Source organism: Nocardia carnea (genome assembly GCF_029869215.1).
Lineage (GTDB): Bacteria > Actinomycetota > Actinomycetes > Mycobacteriales > Mycobacteriaceae > Nocardia > Nocardia carnea_B.
This window is the reverse complement of the sequence record NZ_JARWPM010000257.1, coordinates 21,779-37,561: the sequence shown is the minus strand read 5'-3', so window position 1 is coordinate 37,561 and position 15,783 is coordinate 21,779. Positions and strand designations below refer to the sequence as shown.

At 67.3% G+C, this 15,783-nt stretch carries 16 protein-coding genes; 8 read left to right on the top strand and 8 right to left on the bottom strand.

What is annotated here, in order from left to right:
- Positions 1 to 81: 81 nt before the first annotated feature.
- On the bottom strand, positions 82 to 675 hold the full coding sequence (sigK, locus tag QH276_RS18220; protein WP_280406825.1) for an ECF RNA polymerase sigma factor SigK: 594 nt from the start codon (positions 673 to 675) through the stop codon (positions 82 to 84).
- 143 nt (positions 676 to 818) lie between these two features.
- Entirely contained in the window at positions 819 to 1,112 is a 294-nt protein-coding gene (locus QH276_RS18215) for a WhiB family transcriptional regulator (RefSeq protein WP_280398463.1), read from the bottom strand.
- Positions 1,113 to 1,743: 631 nt separating this feature from the next.
- Here QH276_RS18215 and QH276_RS18210 point away from each other — a divergent pair.
- Positions 1,744 to 2,244, top strand: coding sequence for a hypothetical protein (locus QH276_RS18210; RefSeq protein WP_280406824.1), 501 nt, complete (start codon positions 1,744 to 1,746; stop codon positions 2,242 to 2,244).
- A gap of 10 nt (positions 2,245 to 2,254) precedes the next feature.
- Here QH276_RS18210 and QH276_RS18205 read toward each other — a convergent pair whose 3' ends face one another.
- The 5 genes from QH276_RS18205 to QH276_RS18185 form a co-directional block, all read right to left on the bottom strand.
- A complete protein-coding gene (locus QH276_RS18205) occupies positions 2,255 to 3,193 on the bottom strand; it encodes an alpha/beta fold hydrolase (RefSeq protein WP_280402912.1) in 939 nt (312 codons plus the stop codon).
- 265 nt (positions 3,194 to 3,458) lie between these two features.
- Positions 3,459 to 4,115, bottom strand: a complete 657-nt coding sequence (locus tag QH276_RS18200; protein ID WP_280402911.1) for a GntR family transcriptional regulator — start codon at positions 4,113 to 4,115, stop codon at positions 3,459 to 3,461.
- 94 nt (positions 4,116 to 4,209) lie between these two features.
- Positions 4,210 to 5,199: a transketolase family protein gene (locus tag QH276_RS18195; protein ID WP_280402910.1), complete on the bottom strand. Its 990-nt coding sequence runs from the start codon at positions 5,197 to 5,199 to the stop codon at positions 4,210 to 4,212.
- Positions 5,196 to 6,062, bottom strand: coding sequence for a transketolase (locus QH276_RS18190; protein ID WP_432278760.1), 867 nt, complete (start codon positions 6,060 to 6,062; stop codon positions 5,196 to 5,198). Before QH276_RS18190 ends, QH276_RS18195 begins: the two co-directional genes overlap by 4 nt.
- Complete coding sequence (locus tag QH276_RS18185; protein WP_280402909.1) at positions 6,059 to 7,450, bottom strand: MFS transporter; 1,392 nt, start codon at positions 7,448 to 7,450, stop codon at positions 6,059 to 6,061. Before QH276_RS18185 ends, QH276_RS18190 begins: the two co-directional genes overlap by 4 nt.
- Before the next feature lie 138 nt (positions 7,451 to 7,588).
- Here QH276_RS18185 and QH276_RS18180 point away from each other — a divergent pair, with 138 nt between their 5' ends.
- From QH276_RS18180 to QH276_RS18170, 3 genes are all read left to right on the top strand, one after another.
- Entirely contained in the window at positions 7,589 to 8,452 is an 864-nt protein-coding gene (locus QH276_RS18180) for a sugar phosphate isomerase/epimerase family protein (protein WP_280402908.1), read from the top strand.
- 20 nt (positions 8,453 to 8,472) lie between these two features.
- Entirely contained in the window at positions 8,473 to 9,243 is a 771-nt protein-coding gene (locus QH276_RS18175) for an SDR family NAD(P)-dependent oxidoreductase (RefSeq protein ID WP_280402907.1), read from the top strand.
- A 127-nt stretch (positions 9,244 to 9,370) separates the two neighbouring features.
- Complete coding sequence (locus tag QH276_RS18170) at positions 9,371 to 9,985, top strand: SGNH/GDSL hydrolase family protein (protein WP_348536683.1); 615 nt, start codon at positions 9,371 to 9,373, stop codon at positions 9,983 to 9,985.
- Between the two features lie 111 nt (positions 9,986 to 10,096).
- On the opposite strand, the gene sigJ is transcribed toward QH276_RS18170, so the two are convergent.
- The gene (sigJ, locus tag QH276_RS18165; RefSeq protein ID WP_280402906.1) at positions 10,097 to 11,053 is read right to left on the bottom strand and encodes an RNA polymerase sigma factor SigJ; all 957 of its coding nucleotides are present in this window, start codon (positions 11,051 to 11,053) and stop codon (positions 10,097 to 10,099) included.
- Between the two features lie 167 nt (positions 11,054 to 11,220).
- Between sigJ and QH276_RS18160 the strand changes: the two genes are divergently transcribed.
- The 4 genes from QH276_RS18160 (at position 11,221) to QH276_RS18145 (ending at position 15,758) form a co-directional block, all read left to right on the top strand.
- On the top strand, positions 11,221 to 12,687 hold the full coding sequence (locus tag QH276_RS18160; RefSeq protein ID WP_280402905.1) for an MFS transporter: 1,467 nt from the start codon (positions 11,221 to 11,223) through the stop codon (positions 12,685 to 12,687).
- 109 nt (positions 12,688 to 12,796) lie between these two features.
- The gene (locus tag QH276_RS18155) at positions 12,797 to 13,786 is read left to right on the top strand and encodes a GlxA family transcriptional regulator (protein WP_280402904.1); all 990 of its coding nucleotides are present in this window, start codon (positions 12,797 to 12,799) and stop codon (positions 13,784 to 13,786) included.
- Positions 13,787 to 13,859: 73 nt separating this feature from the next.
- Positions 13,860 to 14,912, top strand: coding sequence for an HD domain-containing protein (locus QH276_RS18150; protein WP_280402903.1), 1,053 nt, complete (start codon positions 13,860 to 13,862; stop codon positions 14,910 to 14,912).
- A gap of 108 nt (positions 14,913 to 15,020) precedes the next feature.
- The gene (locus QH276_RS18145; protein ID WP_280402902.1) at positions 15,021 to 15,758 is read left to right on the top strand and encodes an HD domain-containing protein; all 738 of its coding nucleotides are present in this window, start codon (positions 15,021 to 15,023) and stop codon (positions 15,756 to 15,758) included.
- The last annotated feature ends 25 nt before the right edge of the window (positions 15,759 to 15,783 follow it).

The window sequence follows — 15,783 nt, the reverse complement described above, 5'->3', positions numbered from 1 at the left end:
CACCCACCCCACCCCCGGCCCGGCGCCCGCCCGCCCCGGTTGGCCACACCCCCCCCGGCCCTAACAATTCCCCCCGTAATTTTAACGGCCCCGTTCTCGTAGCGGCCGCCGCTCGCGAATCGGCGGCGCCGCCATACTCTTCCTCAACCGCAGCAGCCCGTCTCTGATACGGGATTTGACCGTCGGCAGGCCGATCTCGAGCTGCCGCGCCACCTCCGCGTACGTCCGTCCGTCGTAGTAGGCGAGGGAAATCGCCTCCCGCTGGGTCTCGGTCAGCGAACGCAGGCCCACCACCACGGCCTGATGGTCGAGTTTGCGCTCGACCTCCTCGATGACCTCGTCGTAGTCGTGCCCGAGTACCCGGGCGCCGTAGGCGATTTCCCGCTGGGTGTGTGCCTGTTCGGCGCGCACCCGGTCGACCGCGCGGCGATGCGCGAGCGTGAGCAGCCAGGTCACGGCCGAACCGCGGGCCGGGTCGAAACTCGCGGCGGTACGCCAGGTCTGCAGGTAGACCTCCTGCGTCGTCTCCTCGGCGAACCCCGAATCCTGTAGCACCCGCAACACCAGACCGAAGACCCGCGTGCGGGTCCGATCGTAGAGTTCGGCGAAAGCCTCGGCATCCGAATGGCCACAGCGCTGCAACAGCGCTGAGAGCTCGATACTCTCCTGTGTCATCGGTCATAACAATAACTCCCCGCTATGACCGAGACCGTATGCGGCCCCGGGGAAGCGGCGTCCGCGTCGCACCCGATGCTGCGATGTTGCTCGCGGTGCGGCGCGGGCGGTGCTCCCGCCTGGGCCGATGCGTCCGGGCCGGGTTACACCGCCATCCGGCGGCGGTTGCGGCGCGCGTGCATCTCGCGTTCGGTTTCCGACATCCCGCCCCAGATCCCGTAGGGCTCACTGACCTTCAGCGCGTGGGTGCGGCACTGCATGAGAACCGGGCAGGTCCGGCAGATTTCCTTGGCGCGCATCTCGCGGGCGGCGCGGGCCCGGCCGCGTTCGCCGTCGGGATGGAAGAACACCGCCGAGTCCACACCACGGCAGGAACCGCGCATCTGCCAGTCCCAGACATCGGCGTTCGGTCCGGGAAGGTGGGTGGGCATGGGCATGGGTTGAACTCCTCGTAGACGCGAGCTCGTCGGCATTGTCGAGCGAGTAATGGGTCAACTTCTCGGGTGGTGCCCGGCGTTCCGGGAACGCGCGGACCATAGGCAGCCGATGCGATTTTCGCCCGGCGCCGTTCGTGGCGATGAGTTACGTTAGGGGTATCGGGGAAATTCCGTCAACAGTTCGGCGCGCTGATTTGTCGGATATTTTGCGCCCTGAATTTAACCCAAATGGCTGTTTACTTCCGCTAATCTTCGGGCGATACTGTGTGGTTGCCCCGCTACCGGATCTCGGCCGTCGTCGGTGCTGGTCGGCGTTTTCGCAGGTGGCGAGGAATAGCTGGGGCCGGGCGATCGGTCCGGACCGTAAATTCGCGGGCGTGCCCGGTTCGGCCGGGCGTTGTATCGCCCATCTCGGTACGATTACAGGTGGCCGCGGGACGGCGTCCAGGTTAATTAAGCGAAACGTCGCAGAATTCGATGCGCATCCGCTCATGGATTGCTGGGTGGAGTTTAACCTGATCGAAACACGAGTGATTCTATTAATGCTGGAAGATTGCTGAGGCCGGGGCTGTGGACCGGGTTGCGTGATTTTCCTTCCGCCGGTCCGGCCGGACCTCGGTACAGTGCACCGGTGTCCGCCCCGGTTCTCCCCTCCGAAACCCCCATCTCGTCGTTCGCCGACCATGCCTTCGGCGCGGCACCCGCCCGGTCCGCTGCCGAGTTGCCGGAGCCACGCGATGCCCTCGAAATATGGTGGCAGGCCGTCGCGCTCGGTGGTGCGGGACACTATGCGGCCGCCCGGGCCGCACTGCGCCGGCTGCGAATCGCCACCACTGATCCGGTTCTGCTCTCACTCGCCGCGTCCACCGAAGGTTCACTGAGGCGACAGCTCGGCCGGCACGCGCGGGCCGCGCACGACGACGGTTACGCCGCCGCCCTCGTCCTACCCCGGCTGCGCGGCCCCCCCCCCGGGCGCGGGGGCGGGGCGGGCCGCCCCCCCGGGCCGGGGGGGGCCCCCCCGCCCGCCCGCGCCCCCCCCCCCCCCCCCCCCCCCCCCCCCCCCCCCCGCCCGGTGCCGCCGCGTTTCGGCGGGTGTCATTCCGACGCGACCGGTAGCGCGCTCGCCGGGTGATCGTCGCGGTTCAGCGCAGGAACGCGGTGATCAGCGGGTTGGTCTGCGCCGGGCAGTCCTCGTGCACGGTGTGCCCGCAGCCCGGAAGGACCGTGGCGGTGGCATTCGGGATACGTTCGGCCAGCCGGCCGGCCTGGGATGCGGGCAGCCAACTGTCCGCGCCGCCCCACAGCACGAGGGTGGGCGCGGTGACCTGCCCCAGACCGGCATCGGTGAGCCGGTAATCGAGATTGCGCCACAACGACAGGAATCCGGCACGGTTGGCGGGGCGGGAGAACGGCGCGTAGAGCTCGTCGATCACTTCGTCGGTGACCAGATGCTTGTTCTGGAAGGTCCCGCGGATGTTGTCGGCGTAGAACGACCTGGTAGTGAGGTTCGTCGCCAGCTCCCCCACCAACGGTGTGGTGAACAGCGGTGTCACCGGCGCCTTTTCGGCGTCGAGCCCGGGTGAGTCGAGCAGGACCAGCCGCTCGACGCGGTCCGGGTGCTGCTCGGCGAAGTACAGGCTCCAGGCACCACCCCAAGAGTGGCCGACCAGCGCGGTGCGCTGCAGCCCGACCGCGTCGAGGAAGCTTTCCAGTGCCTGCGCCATCGCGGGCAGGTCGTAGGCGAAGTCACCGCGGTGTACGTCGGTGAACCCCTGACTGGGCAGGTCGACGGCGTAGACGGTGTGTTCGGCCGCCAGCGCCGGAATCACGTCGCGCCAGGAGTACCCCCACAAACCACCACCCGCGACGAGCACGACCGGGCTTCCGGAGCCGGTTCGGGTGTAGTGGAAACGAGCGAGCTCGGTATCGGCGTAATGGGATTCCACCCGCGCCAGGTACTGCGATCGATAGTCGTCGGCAGGCGGCTGACCGTACGCGACGGGCACGATCAGAACCGCGAGTACGCCGAGCAGCACTGCGGCGATCGCGGCCGACGTCCTGAATGCCGTTTTCGATGTCATGGCACAGACTTTCTGATCAGGGGAGCATGACATCTGTTGGACGAGCGACCCCGGGCCGATGTGATGGAGTATGGGGCAGATCACGGCCCGGCCCGCGGCGGTTGCGGTCCCCTATCGTGCATTCCCCGCCGGTTCGTGTCGAGGTCAGGGATCGATCCGCAACCCGGAGTAACTACGCCTCTGGACAACCGGCCGAGCTGCGGCCGGCCGACGACTCGGCGCCGGCGTTGCCGAACGAATCATGGTGACGTGTCGCATCCGCCGGTCAGGAGACCAGATTCTCCGCGGCGCCGGCCATATGGTGCCGGACCGCGGCTGCGGCCGCGTCGGCGTTTCCGGTCTCGATGGCCTCGACGATGGCACTGTGCCGCCCGACGTCCATGTTCCCGACCGCCTTGTCCAGCCCGGCCCACATGATCGACATCCGGATCGAGCCCTCCAGCGACTGCCAGGAGTGCAGGAGAGTTTCGTTGCCGGTGAGGCGGCACAGCACGCGATGAAAGTCGAGGTCGGTTTCGATCCGCTCGTCGAGCGAATGCTCCGCGCGGGTCATGGCGTGCAGCGCCTCGCGGAGCACCGGAAGCAGTTCGGCGCGGTCGGGGCGTTCGGCGAGTTCGCGCACGGCGAGAGATTCCAGGGCGGCGCGCACCGCGAAAATATCGCGTATCTCTTTCTCGTCCAGATGCCGGACGTAGAGCCGGCCCCGCGCACCGGCGGTGATCAGCCCCTCCTGCTGGAGTTGACGCATGGCTTCCCGCAGGGTTCCGCGGCTGATGGCGAGCTTCTCGGAGAGCTCGGTCTCCACCAGCGGACTACTCGGCGCCAGCACGCCGCTGGTGATGGCGCTGCGCAAGGCGGCGACGGCCTGTTGGCGCAGGCTGGTCTTCTCCAATCCGAGCAGAGCGGCAGGTTGAGCAACCATGCGTGCCTCCAGGCGTATGTCAGCGGACGACTGTCGACAACAGTCTGTCGACAATTGTACGGCCCGCCTCTCAGGGAGGGGCGGGCCGTACCGCTCAGCCCAGCTCGGTGAGCACCCGTGCCACGATCCGCTCGGTACTCAGACCGTAGCGATCGTGCAGCGTGGGAAGCGCTCCGGCGTCGAGGAATTCGTCGGGTAGCGCGATCGGTACCACCCGCCGGCCGAGCCCGGCCCGGACCACCGCGGCGGCGACGGTCTCGAACAGTCCTCCGATCTCGGTGTGGTTCTCCAGGGTCACCGCGAGCCGGGGGGTGTCGATCTCGGCGAGCACGGTCGCCGTATCGAACGGTTTGATGGTGGGGCTGTGCACCACCGCGACGTCGACCTTGTGCGCGGCCAGCGCGTCGGCAGCTTGCAGGGCACGCATGGTCATCAGGCCGCTGCTCACGAACACCACATCGGCGCCGCCGCGCAGGACCGCCGCCTTGCCCAGCTCGAAGCGGTAGTCGTACTCGTCCAGCACGGTGGCGACCTTGCCACGCAACAGGCGTAGGTAGGTCGGGCCGGGGCTCGCGGCCAGCTGCGGGACCGCCTGTTCGATATCGACCGAGTCGCAGGGGTCGACGATGGTGAGCCCGGGCATGCCGCGGAAGATCGCCATATCCTCGGTGGCCTGGTGGCTCGGGCCGTAGCCGGTGGTCAGCCCCGGCAGCCCACCGACGATATTGACGTTGAGGTTCGGCTCCGCGATGTCCAGGCACAGGAAGTCGTAGGCCCGCCGCGCGGCGAACACCGAGTAGGTGGAGGCGAAGGGCACCAGACCGGTCTCGGCCATACCGGCGGCCGCGCCGAACAGCAGCTGCTCTGCCATGCCCATCTGGAAGAAGCGCTCCGGAAACGCCTCGGCAAAGATGTGCATATCGGTGTACTTGGCGAGATCGGCGGACAGACCGACGATCTTGTCGTCCTCCCGGGCCGCCGCGACCAGGGCATGCCCGAACGGCGCGGCCGTGGTGCGCTGCCCCGGGTCGACGAACGAGGCGATCATCGCCGACGTTTTCAGTTTGGGAGCGGTGGTGGTCATCGCATGTCCTCGTATCCGGCGGTCAGCTGGTCGCGGCAGATCTGCCATTCGTGTTCGTCGATGCGCATGAAGTGCGCCTTGGTCCGGTTCTCCAGAAGCGGTACGCCCTTGCCGACCTTGGTGTCGCACAGCACGATCGCGGGTGCCCCGTGCGGGGCGGCGTGCTCGGTGGCGGCGTCGAACGCGGCCAGCAATGCGGCGGTGTCGTTGCCGTCGACCCGGTAGGTGCGCCAGCCGAAGGCACGCCATTTGTCGTGTACCGGTTCGGTGCTCAGCACTCCCGCGGTGGCGCCGTCGGCCTGTAACGCGTTGATATCGACCATCGCGATCAGATTCCCGAGCTGGTGGTGGTGGGCGCTCATCGCCGCTTCCCAGGTGGAGCCCTCGTCCAGTTCACCGTCGGAGAGGAAGTTGAACACCCGGGCGGTCGAATCCCGATGCCGCAGACCGAGGGCCATACCGACTGCGACGGTGAGGCCGTGGCCGAGCGAGCCGCCGGAGATCTCCATCCCCGGCGTGTAGCTGGCCATGCCGGACATGGGCAAGCGGGAGTTGTCGGAGCCGTAGGTGGTCAATTCCGCGCGGGGAACGATGCCGGCTTCGGCGAGCGCGGCGTAGAGCCCGATGGCGTAGTGGCCGGTGGAGAGGAGGAACCGATCGCGCCCCTCCCATTCCGGATCGTCGGGGCGGTGCCGCAGGTGCTGGGCGTAGACGGTGGCGAGGATATCGGCGGCACCGAGAGCCTGTCCGACGTAGCCCTGTCCCTGTTCCTCGCCCATATCGAGGACGTGGTGCCGCATGCGATAGGCGAATTCGTCGACGACGGCGCGGCGGCCGGTGGCGGCGTGCGCGGTGGTGGTCACAGCAGTTCCTTTTCCCTGGCAGTCGTGGAGGGGGAGATGGGCAGGCGCGACGCCGCGCCGAGATCGGAAACGGTGACCCGGGTGGCCTCTTCGGCGAGCAGCCGCTCGCGCGGACCCCAGGTCTCCCGGGTGAGTACGGCCGCGATCAGGCCGATCAACCCGTAGAAGCTGAACAGCAATGCCGGGCCTATCCAGCCGAGCCACACGTAGAGCAGCGTGGTCACAAACGGGGTGAAACCGGAGACCATGGCCGAGATCTGGTAGGCCAGCGAAGCCCCCGACGCCCGTCGCGCGGCCTGGAACAGCTCGGGAAACCAGGCGCCCTGGGTACCGGCGAGCGCGTTCTGGCACACCGCGTAGGAGATCACGAAGGTCGCGATCACCAGGACGAACAGACCCGTGTTCACCAGCAGGAACATCGGGATGCCGAACAGTACCGCGAATCCGCATACCCAGAGGTAGACCGGCCGGCGACCGACCCGGTCGGTGAGCGCGGCCCAGGCCACGGTGGCCACCACGCCGACCCCCGACGCGATACACAGGGCCAGCAGCGTCTCGGACTTTCCCGCCAGACCGTTCTCGTGCAGGTAGGAGATCATGTAGGTGATGGACACCGCGTATCCGGCGGTCTCCGCGACGCGCAGGCCGATGCCGCGCAGGATATCGCGCCAATCCTTCTTCACCGACTCCAGCACCGGCGAGGCAACGATATCGCCGCTGTCCTTCACGTCCTCGAACACCGGGGATTCGGGCACCTTGGACCGGATGACCAGGCCGACGGCGACCAGCACGATGCTGGCCAGGAACGGCACCCGCCAGGCCCAGTCGCCACCGAGATGCACGCTGACCAGGAAGACCAGGTTCGCCAGCAGCAGCCCTACCGGGAATCCGGCTTGCACGATGCCGGTGTAGCGGCCTTTGGCCTTCCACGGCGCATGCTCGTAGCTCATGAGGATGGCGCCGCCCCACTCGGCGCCGAAGGCCAGCCCCTGGATGATCCGCACGGTCACCAGCAGCGCCGGCGCCCATAGCCCGACCTGTGCATAGGTGGGCAGCAGCCCGATGGCGAAGGTGGCCAGGCCCATGACGATGAGCGAAGCGACCAGCACGGGCTTGCGGCCCAGCCGGTCCCCCAGGTGTCCGCCGAGCACCCCGCCCAGCGGCCGGGCCGCGAAGCCTACGCCGAGCGTGGCGAAGGCGGCCAGCGTGCCGACCACCGGATCACCGCTGGGAAAGAACGCAGTGCCGAAATAAAGCGCGGCAGCGGTGCCGAAGCCGATGAAGTCATAGGTCTCGATCACCGCGCCCACGGACGAACCGATGGCGACGCGCTTGGCGTCCTTCGTGCCGTGGACGGGACCTCGCATCCCGAGAGCGTCAGTGCTCATGAGTTTCTCCTAGCGCACCGGGTGGAGACCGGTGGTGGGTTTCGAGGGAACGTTATGTCGACTGTCGACAGTGACGCCAGTGTGACCCGTACCACCATGGCATGTCAACCGTCGAGCACCGACCGTTGACTGTTGACAATGACTCGTCGTACTGTGGGCGTCGTCACCGACCCGCCCGGAGGATCTCCCGTGTTCCATGACCGGCTCGGCTGTTCCACGATCAGCTTCCGCCATCTACCGCTCGCGGCGGCCCTGCGCACCATCGCCGACCTGGGTTTCACCGAGATCGACCTCGGTGCGCTGCCGGGCGTATGCGACCACGTCCCGTTCGTGCTGGACACCGCGGCGGTCGACCGGGTGGCGAAGCAGGTGGGCGCGTCCGGACTACGGGTGCGCAGCGTCAACGGCGATATCGGCGACCTGAACCGCCCCGCCGACGAGAGCAGGCGGGCACATCTGGAACGGTTGCTCGAACTGACCGCGGCCGTCGGGGCACAGGCACTCGTGCTCCCGTGCGGCGCACTGTCCCACGACCCGGTCCACACCCTCGACGAGGATCTGGATCTGGTCGCCACGCATCTGGAGTGGGCGTCCGAAGCGGCCCACGCCGCCGGGCTCGCCCTGTGGACCGAGTCGTTGCATGTGCACCGGCTCTGCCACGACCTGGCCCGGGCCACCCGGCTCACCGCGCGGCTGGCGCCGGACGTCGGCATCGTTATGGACTTCAGCCATCTCGTTGCCGCCGGCGCCGACCCGGTCGCATTCGTCCGGCTGTTCGGCCACCGGATCGCGCACGTACATCTGCGCGATGCGGTGGCGGGCGATATCAACCTCAGCATCGGTTGCGGTGCCGTCGATTTCGGTGCGGGGTTCGCCGCGCTCGCCGCGCACGGCTACCGCGGGCATTTCAGCCTGGAACTCGAAACCCGCGATATCACCGACACCGAACGCCCGGCCGCAGCCGTCGCGGCCGCGCGCCTGCTCTCCCCCCTGATCCGCTGACCCATCGAAGGAGCACCCCCATGTCCGTTCAGCGCACCGCCGTCGTCACCGGCGCCACCTCCGAAAAGGGCATCGGCCTGGCCACCGCCCGCCGCTACGCCGAGGACGGCTGGGCCGTCGTCGTGCTCGACCTCGACGGCGAGAAGTCGGCCAAGGTGGCTGCCGAGATCGGCGCCGAATTCGCCGTCCCCGCCTTCGGTCACGAGATCGATGTGGCCGACGAGGAGTCGGTGCTCCGCGCGCACGCCGCGGTGGCCGCCGAGGTCGCCGCCGGCACCCTCCCGCCGGTTGGCGCGCTCGCCAATATCGCCGGTATCACCTCCCCCGTTCCCTTCCTCGAGACCACGCTCGAGTTGTGGAACAAGGTCATGGCGGTCAATGCCACCGGCACCTACCTGGTGACCCGCGCCTTCCTGCCCGCCATGATCGACAACGGCTGGGGCAGGATCGTCAATATGTCGTCCGTATCGGCCCAGCGCGGCGGCGGTGTCTTCGGCAAGGTGCCCTACTCCTCGGCCAAGGCCGCCATCCTCGGTTTCACCCGCGCATTGGCCCGGGAACTCGGCGACTCGGGTGTCACCGTGAACGCCGTGACCCCGGGTGCGGTCGACACCGCGATCCGCGTGGGAAGCACCGAGGAACAGGAAGCCGCGATCCGCCGCGACATTCCCCTCGGCCGCACCGCCACCACCCGCGAGGTCGCCTCGGTGATCACCTTCCTGTCCTCCGAGGACGCCGCCTACCTCACCGGTACCACCGTCGACATCAACGGAGGCAGCCATATCCACTGACACCGAGCCCGCGCGACCTGCACTGCGCATCTCCTGGTGGGGCGACAGCCTGATCGCCGCCCAGGAGGCCCATGCGCCGGTTCTGATCGATCCCTATGAGCTCCCGCCTGTCGGCAGCGCGGTCACAGTGACCCAGTGGCGACATCGCGGTTACGCTCACCGAGTCGCCATCGCGCTGCAGGCGCGCATGCCGTGGATCGATATCCGCAGCGCGAATTTCGCGGCCGGCGGCGCCACCTCCACCGACGTCCGCAACCGCATCGATAACGCCGCCCTCGGGCAAGCCGGCGACCTGGCCGTCATCGGCTGCGGCACCAACGACGTCTGGCGTCGGCTGCGCACCGGCGACGACGAAGTCGAGACCCGCCTCTGCTACGAAGAGAATCTGCATGCCTCGGTACAGACCCTCCGGGCCCGCACCGAACGCGTCCTCGTCGTGGCCCCGCCTCCGGTCGGCCGGCTCGCCGGCGCCGATACCGCCGCGGTCAACAGCGAGCTCCATCGGTACGGCGACGCGGCCCGAGCCGTCGCCGCCGCGGCGGACGCGGCGTTCGCCAGCGTATGGGAGCAGTTCCGCACAACCGGCGCGCATCTGGGCTGGTCGCCCGGCCGCCCACCCCGGCCCGGCGTCATGTCGCTGTGGCGCGCGGACGGCGTCCACCTGACCGATCTCGGCGAACACCTCCTCGCCGAGGAAACGCTGCGGCGACTGCCGATCCCACTGCCGGAACCCGGCCGCTGACACCGGCGGCCCGGAAACGGATCAGCGGAAATCACCGGCGACCATCCGCACAGCCACGTTGATGCGGTTCCAGGCGTTGACCGCAGCGATGGCGGTCACCAGTACCGTCCTCTAGCCGAAATCGGCAGTACCAGTTGCAGCGGGGGCACGGCCCGACCCGAGGCAGGCGAGTTTATCCGGGTTGGCGATGGCATAGATACCGGAGATTCGCTCGGTGGCCGGATCGATGTCGAACACGACCACGGCGAACGGTGCGCCCGCGGAGAAGATCAGTGCGGCCGGGTCGCCGTTCACGAGACGGTATCCGATGCCGAGACGGGGTATCCGGTTCGTCACCTTCTTGCTCGTGACCAGGCGAGCGACTCGCTCCGAGCCATGAACAGGCCGAAGCGCTGCCGACGGAACCTTGCCCCCGCCATCGGTCCAGAGGACAACCTCCGGCGCCAGCAACTCCATCAGCCCGGCCACGTCGCCGTCCTGCTGCGTGGCCAGGAACTTCTCGGTGACCCGCTGCTGGGTGCCGGGATCGGCGCGGAAGCGGGGCCGCCTCGCCTGCACATGTTCTCTGGCGCGGTGCGCCAGCTGCCGGATGGAAGCGGGCCGGCGATCGAGGATGTCGGCGATATCGGCGTGCGGATACCCGAAGACCTCGTGCAGTACGAAGACCGCACGCTCGAGCGGGGTGAGCGTTTCCAGCACCACCAGTACTGCCACAGACAACGTCTCGGCGCGCACAGCATCTTGTGCGGCATCCTGCGCGGGCCGGCCTGGCTCCATCTCGCTTATCAGAGGTTCGGGTAGCCACGGGCCGACGTAGGTCTCGCGCCTGCGATTGATCGCTGCCCGCCTGGTCAGCGCCTGGTTCACCGCGATACGCACCAGGTACGCGCGGGGATGGGCGATATTGTCGCGGCTACCGCGGACCCGCCCGGCCCAGCGCAACCAGGTCTCCTGCAGGACGTCCTCGGTATCCGCCACACTGCCGAGCATGCTGTACACCACCGAGAACAGCAGCTGTCTGTGGTCGGCGAAAACCGTTGTTGCGGCGTCTTCCACACCCTCACTCATCCGCGCTCCTTCGTTTTCGCAAAACAAGAACAAGACAACGCCATGGTTTGTGACATGCCTTGCCGGACTGTGACCTAACTCTCGTTCTTCGCCGCAATGTCACATGCGCACCGGGCGGCCGCTCTCGGTTCCCGACAACACCCCAATTTTCGAGAGAGGACTTCGTCGTGCACCCACCCACCGATGAGCCATCCTTCCTGGCGACTCGCCGGGGCAAACTCACCTTGAGCCTGCTCTGTACGGTCGCCTTCCTGGATTTCGCCGACGGCTCCATCGTCAACGTGGCCCTACCCACCATCCAACGTGAACTCGGCATGTCGGTGCCGACGCTGCAATGGGTCACCAGCGGGTACCTGCTGACCTATGGCGGGTTGCTTCTGCTGGGCGGGAGACTGGCCGATCTGCTCGGACGCCGCCGGATCCTGAGCGCGGGAACCGTCATCATCGGCCTTTCGTCCGCGGTCGGTGGTCTCGCCGACAGCAGCGGGCTCCTCATCGCCGCGCGTTCGGCACAGGGCATCGGGGCTTCCTTGATGCTGCCCGCCGCGCTGTCGATTCTCACGACCAGCTTCCGGGAGGGTGCCGATCGCCACACCGCCGTCGGAATCTGGGGCGGCACGGCAGGTCTGGCTTCGGCGGCCGGCGTGTTCCTGGGCGGAGTGATCACCGAGGGACCGGGCTGGCGTTGGGTCTTCTACGTGAACGCACCGGTCTGCGTACTGGTGCTGGTGGCTATCCCGTTCTTGATCGAGAACGACCGGCGCAGCAGAGTCGGGCGGAGTTTCGATGTGCTGGGTACCGTCTTGGCGACCGCAGGACTGATGACGCTCGTATTCGGTCTGGTGAAAGCTCCCGAATACGGCTGGGACGATATGCGCACCATCACTGCGCTCGCAGCCGCAGCGGCCTTGCTCGCCGCATTCGTCGCCAATGAGCGCTCCCACACCGATCCGCTCGTTCCACTGTCGATATTCGGCATTCGGGGACTTGCCGCCGCCAATCTCACCCATCTCGTGATCGCTGCCGGAATGCTGTCGATGTTCTTCTTCGTCACCCTCTATATGCAGACAGTGTTGGGTTACGGAGAGTTCGAATCCGGCTTGGCATACCTTCCCGTGAGCTTCACCATCGGCGCCGCGGCCGGACTTGCGACGAAATTTTTCACCAGAACCGGCACCCGGATCTTCACAGTGGCCGGATCACTGCTGTGCGGAATCGGCGTCCTGCTCCTCTCGGGTATCTCGGCCGATGGCTCGTACGTGAGCGATCTGCTGCCCGGGATGCTGATCATGTCCGTGGGGGCAGGCGGTGTCTTCGTCGCCAACACCACTGCGGCAAACGCGGGAGTGCCGGCCGACCGCGCCGGTCTCGCGGCGGCGTTGCTCAATACCGGGCAGCAGCTCGGCGGCGCACTGGGTCTGGCAGTACTCACCGCCATCGCCACGTCGCACACCAACGCTCAGCTCGCAACGGGCCGGGCACCCCTCGAAGCACTGAACGCCGGATTCGCCCGCGCGCTCTTCGTCGGCGGGGTCATCGCAGTCATCGCCGCGATCGTGGGGCTGTGGACAGTGAACACCCGCGGGGATACCGCGACCCCGGACACCGCGACCGAGGCAATCGGAGCTCGCTAGCGGCCGTGTGGTCGGGACCGTCTTCCCGACCACACCCACTCCTTCGAGGCCGGGAGCCGGGTCCACTGCGCCGGGATGACCGTTTTTCGGTGCCTGTTAAATTCTGGCCATGGCAATCGTGGCAGTTCTGGCTCCCGACCACGCGTTCGGATTCGAAGTAATGCTTCCCGGCTTCGTATTCGGCGCGGCCAATTCGGTCGGCGAGGACAAGCACTACGACATCCGGGTCGTGACGATCGGCGGTACCACCGCAACCTTCTCCGCGCACGGCGCGGTGCGCCTGGAGACCGAGTGGGGCCTCGACACCGTGGCCGATGCCGACACCGTCGTCGTGCCCGGCTCGGCCGGATTCTTCTGGGAACCCGACGATTGCGTTCGCGACGCCCTGCTCGCGGCGGCCGCCCGCGGCGCACGCATGGCTTCGATCTGCGTCGGCGCGTTCGCCCTCGCCGCCACCGGACTCCTCGACGGGCAGCGGGTGACGACCCATTGGGAATACGCCGACGAGCTGGCCCGCCGCTATCCCCTTGTCGAGGTCGACGCTTCGGTGCTGTTCATCGATAACGGCAGCGTGCTCACCTCGGCCGGAGCGACGGCGGGGTTGGATCTGTGCCTGCACATGGTCCGGCGAGATCTCGGCGCCACGGTGGCCGCCGATACCGCGCGCCGGATCGTGATGCCGCCGCAACGCGACGGCGGGCAGGCGCAATTCATCGCCTACACCGACCCGCAGAGCCCGGACATGTCGCTGCAGCCGGTCCTGGACTGGATGCAGGCGAACTTGCACCGACCGGTCACCCTCGACGACATCGCCGCACACGGCGCCATCAGCGTACGAAGTTTGACCCGCCGCTTCCGCGCGGAGATCGGAACCACACCTTTGCAGTGGTTGCTGCGCGCCCGGGTACACCGTGCGCAGCAATTGCTCGAAACCACCGACCTGTCCATCGACCGTATCGCCGATGAGGCAGGATTCGGCGCCGCAACGACATTGCGCTACCACTTCGCCCGCCTGACGAAAACATCTCCGCAGGCCTATCGCAACAGCTTTCACCATGCCGCCGGTGCCGCCAACGGCTTGGCCAGATCTGGGCACTAGTTGGCCATCTGGCCACTGGGCGGGCGTTTCTTCCGGGCACACACTGAGTGCGCACATTTCGGAAGGAAACACGATGACCGTACAAGAAGTCGATTCGGCTCAATTCGATCTGCCCAGCTCCGAACTCGCCGTCGCGGCGGACGCGCTGGTCGCCGAAGTCTCGGCACCGCTGGTCTACAACCACTGCGTACGCGCATATCTGTATGGGCGCGAGTTGGCCGCCGCGCAAGGCTTACGGGCCGATGAGGATTACGACGACGAGCTGCTCTACCTCAGCTGCATGCTGCACGATCTGGGGGCGACGGACTATGCGAACGGTGATCAGCGTTTCGAGGTCGACGGAGCCGACGCGGCCGCGGACTTCCTCAGAAAAAAGGGCGTCGACGAGCAGCGCATCCAGACCGTATGGAACGCTGTCGCGCTGCACACCAGCGACGGTATCGCGCACCGCTTCGGGACGGTCGAGGCACTGATGCAGATGGGCACCGGCGCCGATATCGCCGGACTGCGGCGCGAACTGCTGCCCGCCGGCTTCGCCGATCGAGTGCATGCCGTCTGGCCGCGATACGACCTCGGATACGCATTCGGTGAAATGCTGGCCAAACAGGTGCGTGACAACCCGGCCAAGGGCAGTTGGTTCAGCTTCCCGGGCCAGCTCTGCCAGCTTTATTACCCGACCCACGCGCCGACCACGTGGTTCGATGCCGTCGAGGGCGCGGGCTGGAACGATCGTCCGGTGGGAATCGGTTCGCGGCGCGCCGCCGCCGCGCAACCTGCCGAGCTGGCCACACTGTTCGCGTTGTACTTCAACGCCGGCGACCTCGAGTCGTTGATGTCGCTGTACGAACCTGCCGCCCTGCTCTTCCCCACGCCGGGTGCCGCACGATCCGGCACACAGGCCATTCAGGATTCACTCGGCGCGATGATCGACTCCGGGGCGAAGATCGAGTTACGGACCCGTCGCGTGCACGTGGTAGGAGAGCTGGCGCTGATATCCAACGATGCCACGGTCACCGGCGCCGCACCGAGCGGTGAGCCCGTGATCTCGACATCCACCGAAATCGCACGGCGCGGCAGCGACGGCTCCTGGCGGTATGTGATCGACGATCCCTACTTCTCGCTATGAGCCGCGCCGGCACGCACAACGCGACCGATTGCCGATCACAGTGTTCCGCGACAGTTCGCCAGCGGTCATCTCCGCGATGACGTCTCATCCTTCTCGATCGGAGTCTCCATGGAATTCCCACGTCGCACAGCTCTCGGTGCCGCCGCGTCGGCCGCCGCCGCTCTCGCGCTGCCGCGCACGCCCGCGTCCGCACAACCCGGCACACTGATCTTCCCGGCCACGCCGGTATCGAAGGCAGCCCGCGAGCTGCTCGACACCGCGGTCGCCCCGGCTGTGCGCAACCACAGTCTGCGCGGGTACCTGTTCGCCCGGGCCGTCGCCGGTGCCCACGGCCTACGTGCGGGCGCCGATTACGACGACGAGATCATTTACCTCATCTGCGCCCTGCACGACATCGCTCTGGGCGATATGGCCAACGGCCATCAGCGATTCGAAGTGGACAGCGCAGACTTCGCGGCCGAATTCCTGGAACGCAACGGAATCACCGACAGCAGAGTCGAGACCGTATGGGACGCCATCGCCGCCCACACGTCCGGATTCAGCGCCTCGCCTGTCTACCGTCGTCGTCGTCCCGCGGAGATCTGGATAGCGGTGGAAGGTATCGGCATCGATATCAGCGGCGGTCCCGCCGACCTGCCGCCCGGCTACGCCGACCTCGTGCACACTGCCTATCCTCGCCTCGGCGGCACCCGCGCCCTGACCACCATCATGGAAAACCAAGTCCTCGCGGATCCGCGTAAAGCGTTCCCCTCCAGCCTCGCAACCGAACTCGTTCGACAGCGACATCCGGAGGTGTCGTATCCGACCTGGGACGAGATCATCGATTCGAGCGGTTGGAAAGACTAGCGGCAGGGCCGAGAGCCGCACCACA

What these genes read in the sequence shown, in the direction of transcription:
- QH276_RS18215 (WP_280398463.1), bottom strand. Translation starts at nt 1,112, where the DNA reads ATGCCCATGCCCACCCACCTTCCCGGACCGAACGCCGATGTCTGGGAC.
- QH276_RS18200 (WP_280402911.1), bottom strand. Translation starts at nt 4,115, where the DNA reads ATGGTTGCTCAACCTGCCGCTCTGCTCGGATTGGAGAAGACCAGCCTG.
- QH276_RS18175 (WP_280402907.1), top strand. Translation starts at nt 8,473, where the DNA reads ATGTCCGTTCAGCGCACCGCCGTCGTCACCGGCGCCACCTCCGAAAAG.
- QH276_RS18205 (WP_280402912.1), bottom strand. Translation starts at nt 3,193, where the DNA reads ATGACATCGAAAACGGCATTCAGGACGTCGGCCGCGATCGCCGCAGTG.
- QH276_RS18150 (WP_280402903.1), top strand. Translation starts at nt 13,860, where the DNA reads ATGACCGTACAAGAAGTCGATTCGGCTCAATTCGATCTGCCCAGCTCC.
- QH276_RS18180 (WP_280402908.1), top strand. Translation starts at nt 7,589, where the DNA reads ATGACTCGTCGTACTGTGGGCGTCGTCACCGACCCGCCCGGAGGATCT.
- sigK (WP_280406825.1), bottom strand. Translation starts at nt 675, where the DNA reads ATGACACAGGAGAGTATCGAGCTCTCAGCGCTGTTGCAGCGCTGTGGC.
- sigJ (WP_280402906.1), bottom strand. Translation starts at nt 11,053, where the DNA reads ATGAGTGAGGGTGTGGAAGACGCCGCAACAACGGTTTTCGCCGACCAC.
- QH276_RS18155 (WP_280402904.1), top strand. Translation starts at nt 12,797, where the DNA reads ATGGCAATCGTGGCAGTTCTGGCTCCCGACCACGCGTTCGGATTCGAA.
- QH276_RS18185 (WP_280402909.1), bottom strand. Translation starts at nt 7,450, where the DNA reads ATGAGCACTGACGCTCTCGGGATGCGAGGTCCCGTCCACGGCACGAAG.
- QH276_RS18195 (WP_280402910.1), bottom strand. Translation starts at nt 5,199, where the DNA reads ATGACCACCACCGCTCCCAAACTGAAAACGTCGGCGATGATCGCCTCG.
- QH276_RS18145 (WP_280402902.1), top strand. Translation starts at nt 15,021, where the DNA reads ATGGAATTCCCACGTCGCACAGCTCTCGGTGCCGCCGCGTCGGCCGCC.